Source organism: Amycolatopsis sp. NPDC031561 (assembly GCF_055580625.1).
On the sequence record NZ_JBVILA010000001.1, the window covers coordinates 750,186 to 766,036 of the forward strand.

Sequence of the window (15,851 nt, forward strand, 5' to 3'; positions counted from 1 at the left end):
GAGGAACGAACCGGTCATCCGGTCAGGATCTTCGCCGTTTCGGCGTCGGCGGGAAGGAACGTCTCCAGTTTCAGTTCCGACACCGTGACGTCGGCGGCGGTCGCGAACGTCGTGATGGCCGTGATCAGCCGCAGTTCGCCCGCCGAGGTGGACAGGCGCATCGGGACGGCGAACCCGAGGTGATCGGGACCGGGCGGCTCCGGCTCCGGAACGTAACCTTCGAGTTCGGCCAGCAGTTCGGTGAGCCGCTCGTCGGGCGCGTGCGCGATCTCCTGGGTCAGCCGTTCCAGGATGTGCCGCGCCCAGTCCGCGAGGTTCCGCACGCGTGGCGCCATTCCCTTCGGATGCAGGGCGAGCCGCAGGGTGTTGACCGGTTCTTCCAGCAGTTCCGGTGCCACGTCCTCGAGGAGCAGGTCGAGCGCGTCGTTGCGGGCGACGAGGATGCCGTAGCGGTCGACCACGATGGCCGGGTACGGCCGGTGCCCGTCGAGCAGCCGCCGCATGCCGTCGAGGACCGGCAGGAGCCTGGGGTCGTCCAGCGCCGTTTCGGGGAAGCCCGGGGCGAAGCCGGCCGCGAGCAGCAGGCCGTTGCGCTCCCGGAGCGGGAGCTCGAGCGATTCGGCGACGCGCAGCACCAAACCGCGGCCGGGGATCGACCGGCCGCCCTCCAGGAAACTCACGTGCCGTTGGGTGGTTCCGGCCCGTAATGCCAGTTCCAGCTGGGAAAGCCGCCGCCGTTCGCGCCAGCCCCGCAGCGCGGGGCCGAATCCGGAAACCATGGTCGCCATCTTGGCCGAAGCGCCGACGGCGCCGCTATTCCCTCGAGGGAATTGAGACGATTCCTCGTCGCGGAGATGCTTCCGGCATGAAATTCGGTCTGGTCGTCCCCACTTATCGGTCCATCCTCGACGCCGGGCGCACCGCGCCGGAAATGGTCGCCGTCGCGGTCGAAGCCGAACGCCTCGGCCTCGATTCGGTCTGGGTCGGCGACACCTTGGCGAAGGCCCCTATCGATCCGTTGACGTTGCTCGGCGCGTTCGCGGCCAGAACCGAGCGGGTCACGCTCGGCACGGCCGCGCTGCTTCCGGCACTGCGGGATCCGCTTCTTTCCGCGAACGCGATCCTTTCACTGGACCTGCTCAGCCAGGGCCGGATCACGCTCGGCGTCGGAGCAGGGTTCGCCGGCCGCAGCGAACCCGAATTCGCCTTCACCCGCGTTCCCTGGGAGCGCCGCCGCGCCCGGCTCGACGACATCGTCGCGCTGTGGCGGCACGTCTGGAGCGGGAACAGCGGTCCGTTCCATGGCGAGGTGCTGCACTACGACACCCTTCCGGAGTACCCGGAGCCGCACCGTCCGGGTGGTCCGCCGGTGTGGCTGGCCGCGTTCACCCCAGGGGCGCTGGAGCGAGCGGGGCGGCTTTACGACGGCTGGTTGCCGTATCCGCCCGACGTCACGGACTACGTCGACGGCCTCGCGAAGATCCGCGAAGCAGCCGTACGTCCCGTGACACCCGCGTTGTTCGCGACAGTGCTCATCGAAGATGACCCGATCCGGGCACGTGAGCGACTGGAGGACTACGCGCAGCGCAATTACGGCGTTCCGCTGGACTTCGTCGAGAAGATCCAAGTGCAGATCGCGGGCAGCCGCGAAGAGGTCGCCGAGAGGCTTCGCGAATACGGGGACGCGGGTGCCGAACACGTGCTGATCCGGATCGCGACGCAGGAACCGGCGGAGTTCGACGAGCAGCTTCCGAAGGTGGTCGAGGCCTTGCCCAGGTAATCGCGCGGCGGACTGTCGGTGCCCCCACGTAGGCTGGGACGGTGACAAACGCTCCATTGTCCGGACTCCTTCATTCCATCCTTCCCGATCCGGCCCTTCGCGGGGTCGTCGAGCGGGCCGGTGCCCCGGTGCTCGAGCTGCAGGGTGCGATCGCCACCCGCCAGCTGGTCGCCGGCGCCCTCGCCGCGGACGAGGGCGCCGGCCGCCCCGTGCTCGCGGTGACCGCCACCGGCCGCGAGGCCGAAGAACTGACAGCCTCACTGAAGTCGTTCCTCGGCGAAGACGCCGTCGTCGACTTCCCGTCCTGGGAGACGCTGCCGCACGAGCGGCTGTCCCCGCGGGCGGACACCGTCGGACGGCGGCTGGAGGTGCTGCATCGCCTGAAGACCGGCGCCGACGCCCTGCGCGTCGTCGTCGCGACCGTCCGCAGCCTCATCCAGCCGATGGCGCCCGGGCTCGGTTCGCTCGCGCCGATCGACCTGGTCGTCGGCGAGGAGCAGAGCTTCGAAGGGCTGCTGGAGCAGCTGGTCGAGCTGGCGTACACGCGCGTGGACATGGTCGAGAAGCGTGGCGAGTTCGCCGTGCGCGGCGGCATCCTCGACCTGTTCGGGCCGACGGCGCAGCATCCGGTGCGGGTCGAGTTCTGGGGCGACGAGGTCAGCGAGATCCGCGCGTTCGCGGTGTCCGACCAGCGATCGCTGCCGGGGGATATCCAGCACGTCAGCGCGCCGCCGTGCCGTGAGCTGCTGCTCACCGAGTCGGTGCGGTCGAAGGCCGCCGAGCTGGCGACGACGTACGAGGCGGACGCGCAGCTCACCGAGATGCTCACCAAGCTGTCCGGCGGGATCCCCGTCGAGGGCATGGAGGCGCTCATCCCCGTGCTGTGCGAGGGCGAGCTGGACCTGCTGACCGACGCGATGCCGCAGGGCACGCACGTGCTGCTGGCCGATCCGGAGAAGATCCGCGCCCGCGCGGCCGACCTGGTCCGCACCGGGCAGGAGTTCCTCGAGGCGTCCTGGACCACGGCCGCCGCGGGCGGTCAGGCGCCGATCGACCTCGGCGCGTCCGCGTACCGGGACCTCGCGGAGATCGCGAAGCGCGCTCAGGAGACGAAGCGCCCGTGGTGGACGCTGACGCAGCTGGCCAGCGACGATCCCGATGTCTACAACGTCTCGATCGAGGCCGCGCCGAACTACCGCGGCGAGGTCGAGCGCGCGACCACCGACCTGCGCGCGCACACGGCCGCGGGCGGGACGGCCGTGCTCGTGGTCGCCGGGCACGGCACCGCGGCCCGCGCGGTCGAGCAGCTGTCGGCGGGAGACGTGCCCGCGTCACTGGCGGAAGGCCTCACCGGGCCGCTGACGGCGGGCGTCGTCACGGTGACGTGCGGCGGGCTTTCGGACGGCTTCGTGTCGCCCGAGCGCGCTCTCGTGGTGCTGTCCGAGTCGGACCTGACCGGCCGGGGTTCCGGCGCCGGAACGTCCACAAAGGACTTCAGTACCAAGATGCCGTCGCGGCGGCGCAACGCCGTCGACCCGCTCGCCCTCAAGACGGGTGACTACGTCGTGCACGACCAGCACGGCATCGGGCGGTTCGTCGAGATGGTGCAGCGCACCGTCGCCGGCGCGACCCGCGAGTACCTGCTGCTGGAGTACGCCTCCTCCAAGCGCGGGCACCCCGGAGACCGGCTCTTCGTCCCGACAGACCAGCTCGACGAGGTTTCCCGCTACGTCGGCGGCGAGCTGCCGACGCTGAACAAGCTCGGCGGGTCCGACTGGAAGAACACCAAGGCCAAGGCGAAGAAGGCGGTCAAGGAGATCGCCGCCGAACTGGTGCAGCTCTATGCCGCGCGGCAGGCCGCGCCCGGGCACGCGTTCGGACAGGACACCCCGTGGCAGGGCGAACTCGAAGACGCCTTCCCGTTCACCGAGACCAACGACCAGCTCGCCGCGATCGACGAGGTCAAGTCGGATATGGAACGCGGTGTCCCGATGGACCGCGTCATCTGCGGCGACGTCGGCTACGGCAAGACCGAGATCGCGGTGCGCGCGGCGTTCAAGGCGGTGCAGGACGGCAAGCAGGTCGCGGTGCTGGTGCCCACGACACTGCTCGCGCAGCAGCATCTCAACACCTTCACCGAACGGATGAGTTCGTTCCCGGTGAAGATCAGGGGACTCTCGCGGTTCACGAACAAGGTCGAGTCCGACGCGATCCTCGAACAGCTGTCCTCGGGTGACGTCGACATCGTGATCGGCACGCATCGCCTGCTGCAGACCGGGATCCGGTACAAGGACCTCGGCCTGGTGATCGTCGACGAAGAGCAGCGGTTCGGCGTCGAGCACAAGGAACACATCAAGGCGCTGCGGACACACGTCGACGTCCTGACGATGTCGGCGACGCCGATCCCGCGGACGCTGGAGATGTCGCTCGCCGGGATCCGCGAGATGTCCACGATCCTGACCCCGCCCGAGGACAGGCACCCGATCCTGACCTACGTCGGCGCGTACGACGACAAGCAGGTGGGCGCCGCGATCCGGCGTGAACTGCTGCGCGACGGCCAGGTCTTCTACGTGCACAACAGGGTTTCCTCGATCGAAAAGGCCGCGAAGCGTATTCGCGAGATGGTGCCTGAAGCGCGTGTCGTCACCGCGCACGGGCAGATGAACGAGGACAAACTCGAGAAGATCATCCAGGGTTTCTGGGAGAACGAGTACGACGTGCTCGTCTGCACCACGATCGTCGAAACCGGGCTGGACATCTCGAACGCCAACACGCTGCTGGTGGAACGAGGGGACCTGCTGGGCCTGGCGCAGCTGCACCAGCTGCGCGGCCGGGTCGGGCGCGGTCGCGAGCGCGGGTACGCGTACTTCCTGTACCCGCCGGAAGCGCCGCTCACCGAAACGGCGCACGACCGGCTGGCGACCATCGCGCAGAACACCGAACTGGGCGCGGGGATGGCCGTGGCGATGAAGGACCTGGAGATCCGCGGCGCGGGCAACATCCTCGGCGCGGAGCAGTCCGGGCACATCGCCGGTGTCGGTTTCGATCTGTACGTGCGGCTCGTCGGCGAAGCGGTCGACGCGTTCCGGCGGCACGCGGGCGCGGACACGGCGGAGGAAGAAGAACTCGCCGACGTCCGGGTCGACCTCCCGGTGGACGCGCACATCCCGCACGACTACGTCCCGGGTGAGCGGTTGCGGCTGGAGGCGTACCGCAAGATCGCGGCCGCGCCCGATCAGGCCGGGCTCGACGCCGTGCGCGAGGAACTGGTCGACCGCTACGGCCAGCCGCCCGCCGCCGTGCGACGGCTGCTCGCCGTCGCCGCGTTCCGGCACACCTGCCGCGCGGCGGGGGTCACCGAGGTCGCCGTCCAGGGTTCGTCGATCCGGTTCGCGCCGTTGCCGCTGGCGGATTCGCAGATGGTGCGGCTGAAGCGCCTGTATCCCAAGGCTCTCTTCAAAGCGGTGACGAACACGGTCTCCGTGCCGAAGCCGACCGAGGGCGCGGCCGGCGGCCGCATCGGTGCCCCGGCGTTGCGGGACGAGGAATTGCTGGATTGGTGCGCGAAGCTGTTGACGAACCTGATGAAGTCACCGGCACCCGTCGCGTGAGCGAACCCGAATCGCGACTTACGACCAGGTTCTCTCACCGGGGCCGGTATGAGAGGGTAGGCGCTGTGATGCGGATCATGAGGCGCCGTCGTGCGCTGGTCGGGGTTCTTGCCGGTTCTCTCCTTCTCGCCGGATGCAACGCCGGACCGGGACAGGTCGGTGCGGCGGTGATCGTCGACGGCAAGTCCGTTTCGGTCGATCGCGTGCAGCAGCTGATCGACAAGGCCGTCCGTGAGCATCCGTACGGGCAGCAGCTCGCCAAGGAGCACAAGCTCGACCTCGTCGGCCGCGAGATCGTGCGCCAGGAGATCCTCCACGACCTCACCGAGCGTGCCGCCCAGCGCGAAGGCGTCCGTGTCGACGAGTCCCTCGTCGTGGCCGCGTTGCAGAACGATCCGCTGGCGAAGCCGATGGAGGCGAAGCAGCAGGACGATCCCGCGATCAGCGTGCAGCAGCTCGTCGCGCGCGTGCGGGATCACCGCGAAGCCCTGGTCGACGCGGCGCAGCAGACCCAGCTCGCGATGAAGTACCTGGACAAGCTCACCGTCAGTTTCGATTTCAGCTCGGTCTCCTCGACCGACGCCACCGGCTCCGACGCGGACAAGCTGCGCGAGCAGGCGATCGAGAAGGCCCGCAAGTTCGCCGCCTCGCCGAACGCGGCCGCGGAACTGATCGCGCAGGACCAGAAGACGTCCGACACGCAGGCAGGCACCGGTCAGAAGCTGCCGGCGATGCAGTCGCCCGCGACCGCGGCCACCGTCCTGTTCGGGCTCGAGCCCAACACCGTCGCCGCGTTCCAGCCGACGCCGCAGCAGCCGCTGTGGGTCGTCGTCGTGGTGCGTGAGCGGGCCGCCGACAAGCCCGTCGCGTCGGATCAGGCCGCGCAGCCCACCGCCCAGCAGCTGGCCAACGTGGGTATCCGGCTCCTCCAGCCGTACCTGGACCAGGTCGACCTCAAGGTCAACCCGCGCTACGGCGTGTGGGATGTCGTGGGCATGGATCTCGCGCCCAACGAAGCTTCGAAAAAGGGCATCGTGCTGCCGGTGCACGGCGCCACCCCGCAAAACCCGTGACCGCTGCCGTCGTCGTGATCGCCCGCGGGGCGACACTGCCCGCCGAGGCACTCCCGATCCTGCGAAACAGCGATGCCGTGTACGCGGCGTCGGATGTCGATCCCGGCGTTTTCGGTGTGCCCGCGCTCGGTGACGCACCGGTGCGCGGCCTCGTGCTCATCGCCGGTTCGCGCCGGGAACCGAAGGCCGCGGCGCTGATCAGGGCGGGTGCCCGGGTGCTGGAAGCGCCCGTTCCGCCGCTGGTCGAGGCCGCCGAGGTGATGGACCGGCTCCGCTCGCCGGGCGGATGCCCGTGGGACGCCGTCCAGACGCACGAGTCGCTGCGTCAATACCTGGTCGAGGAGACCTACGAGCTGCTCGACGCGATCGAGGAAGGCGACCGGGCCGCCCTGCGCGAAGAACTCGGTGACGTCCTGCTCCAGGTGTTGTTCCACGCGCGCGTCGCCATCGAGGACGCGACCGATCCGTTCGGGATCGACGAGGTCGCGTCCGATCTGGTCGCGAAGCTCGTCGGGCGTCACCCCCACGTCTTCACCGACGCCCCGCGGGTCGAGACCGTCGACCACCAGAACCTCAAGTGGGAAGAACTGAAGCAGGCCGAGAAGAGTCGCCAGTCCATTGTGGACGGCGTCGCGCTCGGCCAGCCCGCCGTGGCGCTGGCCGGGAAGCTCGGGCAGCGCAGCGGCCGGGCCGGGATCCCGCTCGACCTGTTCCCCGAAGGTTCCGAAGCGGCGGCCCAGTTGTTCCGGGTCGCCGCGACCGCTCGCCGGGCCGGGATCGACCCCGAAGGCGAACTCCGTGCCGTCGCGAAGCGGTTCGCGCGCGACATCCGTGATGCCGAACAGGCCGCCCGAGACGCCGGTCTCGAACCGACGACGCTCGAGGCCGACGGCTGGCGCAAGTTCTGGCCGAGCTAGACCGTCAGGACCAGCTTGCCCTGGACGCGTCCCGATTCGCTCAGTTCGTGCGCCTTCGCCGCCTGTTCGAGCGGGAGGACGTCGGCGATCGAGACCCGCAGGGAACCGGCGTCGGCCAAAGTCGCGATTTCCGCCAGATCCGTTCCGGACGGGGCGACGTAGAACTCGGCGAATCGGAGACCGAGGTCCTCGGCCTTCCGCCGGACCTCCGTCCGGTCCGGACCGTGCCCGACGATGTCGATCAGCGAACCGCCCGGTTTGAGCGTCTCCAGCGACCGGGGACCGTACTCGCCGGAGATCGGGTCCAGCACGACGTCGACGTCCTGCGATTTCGCGAAATCGCTGGTCGTGTAGTCGATCAGTTCGTCCGCGCCGAGATCCCGCAGGAAGTCGTGCTTGGCCTCGCGCGCGGTGCCGATGACGTACGCGCCCTTGGCCTTGGCGATCTGCACGGCGAGATGCCCGACCCCGCCCGCCGCGGCGTGGACGAGCACCCGGTGACCCGGTCCGACCGGGAACAACCTGATGAACGGCTGCCACGCGGTCAGCGCCGCGATCGGGAGCGCGGCCGCGTGGACGTGATCGAGACTTCGCGGTTTCAGCGCGAGTGCGTCCTCGCCGACCGCGACGTATTCGGCGTACGAGCCGTTCGGCGGGAACGTGACGCCGTAGACCTCGTCGCCGGGCTGGAACCGCGTTCCGGCGGAATCGACCACGCCCGAGAAGTCGAGCCCCACGGTCAGCGGCAGATCACCGACGACCAGCCCGTTCCGGATCTTCCAATCCGCCGGATTCACCCCGGCGGCGTGGACGCGCACGAGGACCTGGCCCTCACCCGGAACAGGCTTTTCCGATTCGGCGAGGTGGAGAACGTCGGGCCCGCCGAACGAGACTTGCTGGATCTTTCGCATGGAAACGAGCATGTCGCTGCCAGGTACCCGTTGTGAAGTAGGCACCGCACTGGTATCTAGGTACCTCATGGGTACCTTCGATGAGCGGCGGATATTCGAAGAATGGGTGGCGGTGCACGGCCGTGACTGTCCGTCCAGGACGGTCATCGAGGTGCTCGTGAACAAGTGGGCGCTCTACGTTCTCGGGGCGATCCGGCGCTACGAGCGGCCGATGCGGTTCAGCGAACTTCGCCGTTTGCTCGACGGGATCACGCAGAAGATGCTGACCCAGACCCTCCGCTCCCTGGAACGGGACGGGCTGATCCGGCGGGACGTCTATCCCACCGTCCCGCCGAGAGTCGAGTACGGGCTCACCCCGCTCGGCGTCGATGTCGGCAAATTGACGAACGCCGTCGCCGAATGGGCCGTCGAGAATGTCGACCAGATCTTCGCCGCACGCTCCGCTTTCGACGAAAAAGCGTCCGAAGCGGTACGGCCGCTGTGATGCGGAACACAATCGGGTGAGAACCGTTTTGGCGGACTCGGCGTCTTGCCGGGTGTGAAGGGAACGGAACCGGACGAAGAGCAGCTCGTCCGCCGCACGGCCAAAGGTGACCGCGCGGCGTTCGAGGAGCTCTACCGCCGCACGTCGCCGTGGCTGGCCGTACGCCTGCGCCGTCGCTGCGCCGACGAGCAGATCGTCGCCGAGGTGATGCAGGAGACCTACCTGGCGGTTTGGCGGGCGGCCGGCGCGTTCGCCGGTTCGGCCGTCGGCGGGAGCGCCGTCGGCTGGTTGTGGACGATCGCCGCGAGACGGCTCGTCGACGCTTTCCGCCGCCGGGCGAAGCACGCGCTGCCGCTGCCGGTCGCGGAGGCGGCCGTGGCGCCCGCCGCGGAAGACGAGGCGCTGGCCGGTGCGGTCGGCGACCACGTCGGCGACGCGCTGCGCAGGCTCGCTCCCGAACTACGGCAGGTCCTGCAGGCCATGGTGCTCGACGGGCTGACCGTCCGGGAGACCGCGGTCCTGCTCGGCGTGCCGGAAGGAACCGTCAAAACCCGCGCCAGGCGGGCTCGGATCGCGATGCGGGAGGCGCTGTCGTGAACAAGGAACATGTGTCCGGACAGCTCCTCGCCGGTTACGTCCGCGGGGACGAAGGCTTGGCCGGTGACGAGGTCTGGGCGATCGAAGCCCATCTCGAATCCTGCGCGGAATGCCGGGGGAGGCTGACCGCGGTCAGCCTGCCCACGGTGTCGGCGCTGGTGGACGACGTCTGGGCGGGGCTGGGCCCGAAACTCGCCGAAACGGGGCCGGGGCGGTCACGGAGCCGGTGGGCCGGGCGGCTGCACACCTGGGTGACACCGGTGATGCTGCCGTGGCTGGTGATGATCATCCTGCTCCCGGCGACGGGATTCCTCTTGGACTGGGCCGGCTTCACGTGGAGCCGGAACTACTCGTTCGTCCAGCTCTTCTCACCGGTGCTGCCGGTGCTCGGGGTCGCGGTGTCGTGGTCCAAGGGCCTCGATCCCGCTTACGAACTCGTCACTTCCGCGCCGAGGGGCGGGTTCTACCTGCTGCTGCGCCGGACGACGGCTGTCCTCGCCGTGGTGCTGCCGATGCAGGCTCTCGCGAGCTGGCTCGGCGGTGGTGGCTTCGGGGGGCTCGCTCTCCTGCCGAGCCTGGCCTTCACCACCGGGACACTCGCGCTCGGCGGGCTGATCGGGGTGACCCGTGCGGCGTATGTCCTGGCCGGGGTCTGGGTGGTGGTGGTCTTGGCGCCCGCGGTGGCTTCGCAAGGGCGATCCAGCGTGCTTGAACCCGACCTGCTTCCGGTCTGGGCCGTGATCTTCGCGCTGACCATGGCCGTCGTGGTGCTCCGCCGGAGCACCTTCGGCCAGCTCAGCGGATCCGAACGATGAACGAAGGGGAGAACATGATGCGTGCTGTCGGGGCCGCGGAGGTCGCACCCACGACCTACGCGTGGCAGATCAAGGCGGAGGAACTGAAGGTCCGGGTCGGCAAACGCAAGTTCGCCGTGAACGGGCTCGACCTGGAACTGGGCACGGGGGTGCACGGTCTGCTCGGCCCGAACGGGGCGGGGAAGACCACGCTGATCCGGGCGCTGGCGACGGTGCTCCGGCCGGCGGAGGGAGGGCTGGCGCTGCTCGGTGAATCCGTCGGGGGGCTCACCGATCAGCGCCGCCTGCGCCGCCGGATCGGCTATCTGCCGCAGAATTTCGGCTACTACAAGCGCTTTACCGTCCGCGAGTTCGTCGAGTACATCGCGTGGCTCAAGGAAATGTCCAAAGAGGACATTCCGGGAGCGGTGCAGCGTTCGATCGAACGGGTCGGCCTCGCCGATCGCGCCGACGACAAGATGAAGACGCTCTCCGGCGGCATGGTGCGGCGGGTCGGGATCGCCCAGGCGATCGTGAACGACCCCGACGTCCTCCTGCTGGACGAGCCGACCGCCGGACTCGACCCTGCGCAGCGCGTGCGGTTCCGGGAACTCATGCAGGAAATGGGGCGTGACGCCTGCGTGGTCATCTCGACGCACCTTGTCGAGGACGTCGCCACGGCGTGCACCGACGTCGTCCTGTTCGAAAACGGCAAACTCGTCTTCCAGGGGACGCCGGACGAAATGGCCGCCGCCGGGACCGCGGAGTACGTCGGCGACAGCCCGATCGAGCGCGGCTATTCGGCGCTGCTCGGGCACGAGCAGGGGAGGGGGAACTGGTGAACACGCGGATTCTGCGGATCGAACTCCGCCGTTCCATCGCCCCCTGGGCCACGCTCGCGATCCTCGTCGTCGCGCTCGGATTCCTGTACTCGTTCTCCGGCCCGTGGACGAGAACACCGACCGCCTGGAACGAACACTGGGTGCCCGCCGCGGAATGGAGCCGGTTCCTGCTGGTGTTCCTGTGGCCGATCGCGATCGGCGCCGGTGTCATCCAGGGGATGCGGGACGGCCGGTCCGGCACGGCCGAACTCATGACCACCATGCCGCGGCCCGGCTGGCAGCGGGCCGCGAAACTCGCCGGCGCGCTGGGTGGCCTGCTGGTGCTGGGCTACCTGCTGATCTTCGCCGTCGGCGCCGTCCAGGCGATCTTCAACGGCGGGTTCTTCACCTTCGGCTGGCTGCCGATCGTCGTGGTCGGTGTACTCGGGATGCTCGCGGGCGCCTGGATCGGGCTCGGGATCGGCCGGTTGCTGCCGCATCCGCTGACCGCGCCCGCGGTGGCCGTCGCCGCGTTCGCGGCCGCGATCCTGTTCCAGATCGCCGCGGGGGAGGGCAGCGCGCTGTCCGGGTTGGTGCCGTTCCGGGTCTCGCTGCTCTCTCCCGCGATGGACGTCATCGACGATCCGTTCAACACCACCTCGGGCCGGATGGATCTCGGGCAGGTGATCTGGCTCGCCGGACTGGCCGCGACAGGGTTCCTCCTGCTGGCGGTTCGCTCCAACCGGGCGAAGGCACTCGCCGTCGTCCCCGCGCTGGTGGCGGCCGGGATCGCCTTGCCCGTTCTTCCCGGCAGCACGGCCGAAGGCAAGATCGTCGACCCGCACGCGACGGCAATGGTCTGCGACGGCCCGGTCTGCGCCCCCCGCATGCTCGAGTCCCAGCTACCTCGTCTCTCCGGGCCGGGCAAGGAGGCGTTGCGGCTGCTGGGAACACTGCCGGACGCGCCGGTCAAGGTCGCGGTACAGGACCGGCGGCTGGGCTACGACGAGGTGCCGCCGCGTGCCGCCGACACCGTCTACATGGACCTGCTTGATTGGTCCGTTCGTTCGCTCTTGGTCCCGGACGACGTGACGCGGGCGCTGGTCGCCGGCGCCGGGACGCCGACCTGCTACTCCCCACGTGACATCGATAAGTCCTTTATGGACGAACTCGCCGCGCGATCGATCACCTCGAACTGGTTCCTCGGCGAGTGGAAGATGCTGAGCGGTTACTGGAGCGACGAGGCGAAGAACGAGGTCCTCCAGAAGCAGGAGACCTTCCGTGCCCTCCCGGCCGACGTGCAGCGAGAGCGGATCATCGCGGTGCGACAGGCGGGCCTGACCTGCCAGGGTAACCAGCTCGACATCCTGCTCGGAGGCGCCCGATGAGGTGGGCGGTGCTGTACGCGCGGTCGCGAAGCCTGCCCGCGTCGTTCGCGGCGCTGGTGGTGACCATGGCCGTGATCTGGTTCCTGGCCCGTGACCACTGGTCGATGATCCCGGTATCCCTGGCGCTCACGGCCGCGGTCGCGGTGATGGCCACCGGGCTGAGCGGACAGGACGCCGATCTCGACCGGACCGCCGCGATCCGGTGGATTCCTCGTCGAGGCCTGCATCTCCTCCTGATCGGTGGCCTCGGTTCCGGCGCCGCGCTCCTGCCCCGGCTGTGGGAGGCGGAGCAGGTGCCGGTGGAGATCGTCACGCGGAACGCGGGCGGACTTCTCGGCCTCGCGGGGATCTCCGCGGTGCTGTTCGGCGGGGCCTTCGGGTGGACGTTGCCGCTGTTCGTGTTCGCCGTCTCGCTCGTGGTCTGGGCCACCACGTCGGGCACGGACACCGCGAACGTGGTGATCACCTGGCTTTTCCAGCCCAGCGACGTGGCCGCGGCCACGTGGACCGCCGTGGTGCTCGGTGTGGCGGGCCTGGGGACCTACGCGGTCTTCGGTAATCGCCGCTGAAGTGTCATGAAAGGGGCTTTCCTGACGAATTCCGTCAGGAAAGCCCCTTTCATGACATCCGCTGGTCAGACGTTCCGGTTGTGCGGGACGAGATCGAGCGGGTCGTGGTCCGGGTCGTCGACGCCGAGGCTGATGATCCGCGAGGGGTGGATCCGGATCACCGCGCCGTCGAAATGGCCGTCGGCCGTGCGGGCGCCCGTCAGTGCCTCGGCCCGGCCGCGGATCTCGAGGCAGCGGATCCTCGGCGGGTCCTGCGACGGCATGTCGTCCACCACGAACGCGGCCTGCCCGTTGGCGGCCACGTTCCGGAACTTCTTGCTCTTCGCCAGTTCGTAGCCGGTGATGTCGATCGTCCTGGTCTCGGTGTTGTAGGCATAGCCGACCGGGCTGACCTGCAGCGTCCCGTCCGGCTGAGCCGTCGCGAGTCGTCCGAGTCCCTGGGTGGCGAGATAGTCGAGTTCCGCTTCACTGAACATGGATCCCAGTGTGCGACCTCTACTTAACTGGAGGTCAAGAGAACAGGCCCTCGCCCCAGAAACCGCCTTCACGTACGCCCGGTGGCACGGCGAAATGAGCGGATCCGGTGTGCTGGAGGTACTCCATCATCGCGTCCTTCGAAGACAGCGCTTGCTGCATCGGCACGAACTGCTTGCGGGTGTCCCGGTTGAAAGCGAGGAAGAACAGCCCCGCGTCGAGGTGCCCGACACCGTCGGAACCGTCGACGAAGTTGTAGCCACGCCGCAGGATCCGCGCCCCGTTCAGGTTCTCGTGCGAGGCGAGCCGGACGTGCGAATCCTCCGGGATCAGTTTCTCGCCGCCCGCGCCGCCGACGTTGAAGTCGGGCTCGTCGAACTCGGCGGCCTGTCCCAGCGGCGCACCCGCGCCCTTCGACCGGCCGACGATGCCTTCCTGCCCCCGCAACGATTCCCGGTCCCAGGTCTCGATGTGCATCCGGATCCGGCGGGCCACCAGGAACGACCCGCCCGCCATCCACGGCTGCCCGTCTTCGGCCGTCGCCCACACCTGGTCACGCAGGACGTCGGCCTCCTCGGCCTTGACGTTGCGCGTCCCATCCTTGAACCCGAACAGGTTCCGCGGCGTGGACTGTGCCCGCGACGTCGACGAACTGCGGCCGAATCCGAGTTGCGACCAGCGCACCGCGGTGACGCCGAAGCCCAGCCGCACCAGGTTCCGGATCGCGTGCACCGCGACCTGCGGATCGTCCGCGCACGCCTGGATACAGACGTCACCGCCGCTGCGGGCGGGGTCGAGTTTGTCCGCCGGGAACAGGGGGAGATCGATCAGCGCGGCGGGCCGTTTCGAGGCGAGCCCGAACCGGTCGTCGAACAGCGAAGGGCCGAAACCGATCGTCAGCGTCAGCGACGACGCCGCGAGATCGAGGGCCTCGCCGGTGTCACTCGGAGGGGCGGCGGGGGCGCCACCGACGGCGCCGCCCGTTCCGACCTCCCGGCCCGCGGTCATCCGCCGGGCCGCGTCCGTCCACGTGCGCAGCAGCTTGACCAGCTTTTCGCGATCCTTCGTCGTCACGTCCAGCGCGACGAAATGCAGGTTCTCCTGGACCGGCGTCACGATCCCGGCCTGGTGCTCGCCATGGAACTCGACGACGCTCTGCGCGGCCTGTGCCGGGCTGTCCCCGCCGAGCAGCCGGTTCGCCCCGAATCCGGCGGCCGCGCCCGTTCCGACGAGAGCGGCACCCGCTCCCGCCATGCCGAACAGCTTCCGGCGGGAGACCTGGGTGTCCTCCGTCCCGGTCATTGCGCCGCGACCTCCGCGACCTTGCTCAGGGGTTCGCTCAGCGCGTCGACCGCCGACGCGAATTCCTTGATCTGGTCCTGGCTCAGCGCGGTGTACAGCTTGAAGCCGTCGCCTTCGCGCTGCTTGTCCAGCAACGCCTGCACGCTGCCGAACTCCTTGTCCAAAGTGGACACCAGGGCCGGGTCTTTCGCCTGCAGGAGCGGGCGCAGCGAGGCGATCGCGGCCTTCGAACCGTCGAGGTTGCCCTGGAAGTCCGAGAGGTCGGTGTGCGAGAACGCCTCCTCTTCGCCGGTGATCTTGCCGGTGGCGATCTCGTCGAGCAGTTCCTTGGCGCCGTTGGCCAGGTCGAGCGCGTTCAGTTCGAGCGCGGCCGACTTGGTGACGAGTTCCTTGACGTCGGCGAGCAGCTGGTCGGCGACCTGGGGCGCGTCGGGCTGCAGCCCGGTCACCCAAAGGTCCTTCTCCAGCCGATGGAACCCGGTGAACTTCTGGCCCGGTTCGAGGTCGGCCTCGCGCGCGTCGATCTTCGGGTCGAGGTCGCCGAACTTCTCGGCCACCGGCTCGACCCGCTCGAAGTAGACGCGGGTGCGGGCGTACGCGGCCTTCGCTTCGTCGACCTTGTTCGCCTTCACGAGCGCGACGAACTTGGTGGTCTCCTCGTCGAGCGCCTTGGTGTTGTTCGCGACGTACTCCGCGTAGCTCTTGACCGCCTGCGCCTTCTGCGAGTTCGGGTCGGTCTGTTTAGCGCCGCCGCCCGTGACGGTGAAGTCGCCGCGGAGGCCGTTGCCGGTCATCCCCGGCTTGCACGCTGTCTGGTACTTGCCCGCTTCGGCGACCTCGACGATGAGCCGCCGGTTCAGCCCGGGCGCGATGTTCTCGACCTCGCCCATGATCCGGTCACCCTCGGCGTAGAGGTAGAACTCGGTGACCTTGCTGCCCTTGTTGGTGATTTCGAAGGTCACGTTGCCCGCGCTCGCGGTGTTCACCGAGACGGCGCACGCGCTGTCCGAGGCCTCGACCTTGATCGGGCCGCCAGCCGCAGCGGGGGTTTCCTCGCCACCACCGCAGGCGGTGAGCACCAGGGCGCCGACGCCGGCGAGAGCGGCGAGCGGGAATCGACGGGACACGGT

Annotated in this window: 15 protein-coding genes; 10 read left to right on the top strand and 5 right to left on the bottom strand. The window is 69.1% G+C overall.

What is annotated here, in order from left to right; genetic code table 11:
* Positions 1 to 14: 14 nt before the first annotated feature.
* Positions 15 to 779 (bottom strand): MmyB family transcriptional regulator, encoded by a 765-nt coding sequence (locus ACZ5IK_RS03650; RefSeq protein ID WP_465486399.1) that lies wholly within the window; start codon positions 777 to 779, stop codon positions 15 to 17.
* 86 nt (positions 780 to 865) lie between these two features.
* Between ACZ5IK_RS03650 and ACZ5IK_RS03655 the strand changes: the two genes are divergently transcribed.
* The 4 genes from ACZ5IK_RS03655 to ACZ5IK_RS03670 all read left to right on the top strand — a co-directional run bounded on the left by ACZ5IK_RS03655 (position 866) and on the right by ACZ5IK_RS03670 (position 7,381).
* Positions 866 to 1,780, top strand: coding sequence for an LLM class flavin-dependent oxidoreductase (locus tag ACZ5IK_RS03655; protein WP_465486400.1), 915 nt, complete (start codon positions 866 to 868; stop codon positions 1,778 to 1,780).
* Positions 1,781 to 1,836: 56 nt separating this feature from the next.
* Positions 1,837 to 5,391, top strand: a complete 3,555-nt coding sequence (gene mfd, locus ACZ5IK_RS03660; protein WP_465486695.1) for a transcription-repair coupling factor — start codon at positions 1,837 to 1,839, stop codon at positions 5,389 to 5,391.
* A gap of 68 nt (positions 5,392 to 5,459) precedes the next feature.
* The gene (locus tag ACZ5IK_RS03665; RefSeq protein WP_465486401.1) at positions 5,460 to 6,464 is read left to right on the top strand and encodes a hypothetical protein; all 1,005 of its coding nucleotides are present in this window, start codon (positions 5,460 to 5,462) and stop codon (positions 6,462 to 6,464) included.
* A complete protein-coding gene (locus ACZ5IK_RS03670) occupies positions 6,461 to 7,381 on the top strand; it encodes a nucleoside triphosphate pyrophosphohydrolase (RefSeq protein WP_465486402.1) in 921 nt (306 codons plus the stop codon). Before ACZ5IK_RS03665 ends, ACZ5IK_RS03670 begins: the two co-directional genes overlap by 4 nt.
* Here the strand turns inward: ACZ5IK_RS03670 and ACZ5IK_RS03675 are convergent.
* A complete protein-coding gene (locus ACZ5IK_RS03675; protein WP_465486403.1) occupies positions 7,378 to 8,292 on the bottom strand; it encodes an NADP-dependent oxidoreductase in 915 nt (304 codons plus the stop codon). The genes ACZ5IK_RS03670 and ACZ5IK_RS03675 overlap by 4 nt on opposite strands.
* Before the next feature lie 67 nt (positions 8,293 to 8,359).
* Between ACZ5IK_RS03675 and ACZ5IK_RS03680 the strand changes: the two genes are divergently transcribed.
* From ACZ5IK_RS03680 to ACZ5IK_RS03705, 6 genes are read left to right on the top strand one after another with little or no spacing between them, the layout of a single operon-like run.
* Positions 8,360 to 8,776 (top strand): winged helix-turn-helix transcriptional regulator, encoded by a 417-nt coding sequence (locus tag ACZ5IK_RS03680; protein ID WP_465486404.1) that lies wholly within the window; start codon positions 8,360 to 8,362, stop codon positions 8,774 to 8,776.
* Positions 8,777 to 8,830: 54 nt separating this feature from the next.
* Positions 8,831 to 9,373: a sigma-70 family RNA polymerase sigma factor gene (locus ACZ5IK_RS03685; protein ID WP_184895647.1), complete on the top strand. Its 543-nt coding sequence runs from the start codon at positions 8,831 to 8,833 to the stop codon at positions 9,371 to 9,373.
* Entirely contained in the window at positions 9,370 to 10,188 is an 819-nt protein-coding gene (locus ACZ5IK_RS03690) for a zf-HC2 domain-containing protein (RefSeq protein ID WP_465486405.1), read from the top strand. Before ACZ5IK_RS03685 ends, ACZ5IK_RS03690 begins: the two co-directional genes overlap by 4 nt.
* Positions 10,189 to 10,205: 17 nt before the next feature.
* On the top strand, positions 10,206 to 11,009 hold the full coding sequence (locus ACZ5IK_RS03695; RefSeq protein ID WP_465486406.1) for an ABC transporter ATP-binding protein: 804 nt from the start codon (positions 10,206 to 10,208) through the stop codon (positions 11,007 to 11,009).
* Positions 11,006 to 12,376, top strand: a complete 1,371-nt coding sequence (locus tag ACZ5IK_RS03700) for a hypothetical protein (RefSeq protein WP_465486407.1) — start codon at positions 11,006 to 11,008, stop codon at positions 12,374 to 12,376. The genes ACZ5IK_RS03695 and ACZ5IK_RS03700 overlap by 4 nt, the downstream gene beginning before the upstream one ends.
* Entirely contained in the window at positions 12,373 to 12,945 is a 573-nt protein-coding gene (locus tag ACZ5IK_RS03705; protein ID WP_465486408.1) for a hypothetical protein, read from the top strand. The genes ACZ5IK_RS03700 and ACZ5IK_RS03705 overlap by 4 nt, the downstream gene beginning before the upstream one ends.
* 65 nt (positions 12,946 to 13,010) lie before the next feature.
* Here the strand turns inward: ACZ5IK_RS03705 and ACZ5IK_RS03710 are convergent, their stop codons facing one another.
* Genes ACZ5IK_RS03710 through efeO form a run of 3 tightly spaced genes read right to left on the bottom strand, consistent with a single transcriptional unit; the run spans position 13,011 to position 15,848 of the window.
* Positions 13,011 to 13,421 (bottom strand): PPOX class F420-dependent oxidoreductase, encoded by a 411-nt coding sequence (locus ACZ5IK_RS03710; protein WP_101610599.1) that lies wholly within the window; start codon positions 13,419 to 13,421, stop codon positions 13,011 to 13,013.
* 34 nt (positions 13,422 to 13,455) lie between these two features.
* Positions 13,456 to 14,721 (bottom strand): iron uptake transporter deferrochelatase/peroxidase subunit, encoded by a 1,266-nt coding sequence (gene efeB / locus ACZ5IK_RS03715; protein WP_465486409.1) that lies wholly within the window; start codon positions 14,719 to 14,721, stop codon positions 13,456 to 13,458.
* Entirely contained in the window at positions 14,718 to 15,848 is a 1,131-nt protein-coding gene (gene efeO, locus ACZ5IK_RS03720; protein WP_465486410.1) for an iron uptake system protein EfeO, read from the bottom strand. The genes efeB and efeO overlap by 4 nt, the downstream gene beginning before the upstream one ends.
* Positions 15,849 to 15,851: the final 3 nt, after the last annotated feature.

Coding starts and splice junctions, on each gene's coding strand:
- ACZ5IK_RS03650 (WP_465486399.1), bottom strand. CDS start 779: ATGGTTTCCGGATTCGGCCCCGCGCTGCGGGGCTGGCGCGAACGGCGG.
- ACZ5IK_RS03655 (WP_465486400.1), top strand. CDS start 866: ATGAAATTCGGTCTGGTCGTCCCCACTTATCGGTCCATCCTCGACGCC.
- ACZ5IK_RS03665 (WP_465486401.1), top strand. CDS start 5,460: ATGCGGATCATGAGGCGCCGTCGTGCGCTGGTCGGGGTTCTTGCCGGT.
- ACZ5IK_RS03675 (WP_465486403.1), bottom strand. CDS start 8,292: ATGCGAAAGATCCAGCAAGTCTCGTTCGGCGGGCCCGACGTTCTCCAC.
- ACZ5IK_RS03680 (WP_465486404.1), top strand. CDS start 8,360: ATGGGTACCTTCGATGAGCGGCGGATATTCGAAGAATGGGTGGCGGTG.
- ACZ5IK_RS03695 (WP_465486406.1), top strand. CDS start 10,206: ATGCGTGCTGTCGGGGCCGCGGAGGTCGCACCCACGACCTACGCGTGG.
- ACZ5IK_RS03705 (WP_465486408.1), top strand. CDS start 12,373: ATGAGGTGGGCGGTGCTGTACGCGCGGTCGCGAAGCCTGCCCGCGTCG.
- ACZ5IK_RS03710 (WP_101610599.1), bottom strand. CDS start 13,421: ATGTTCAGTGAAGCGGAACTCGACTATCTCGCCACCCAGGGACTCGGA.
- efeB (WP_465486409.1), bottom strand. CDS start 14,721: ATGACCGGGACGGAGGACACCCAGGTCTCCCGCCGGAAGCTGTTCGGC.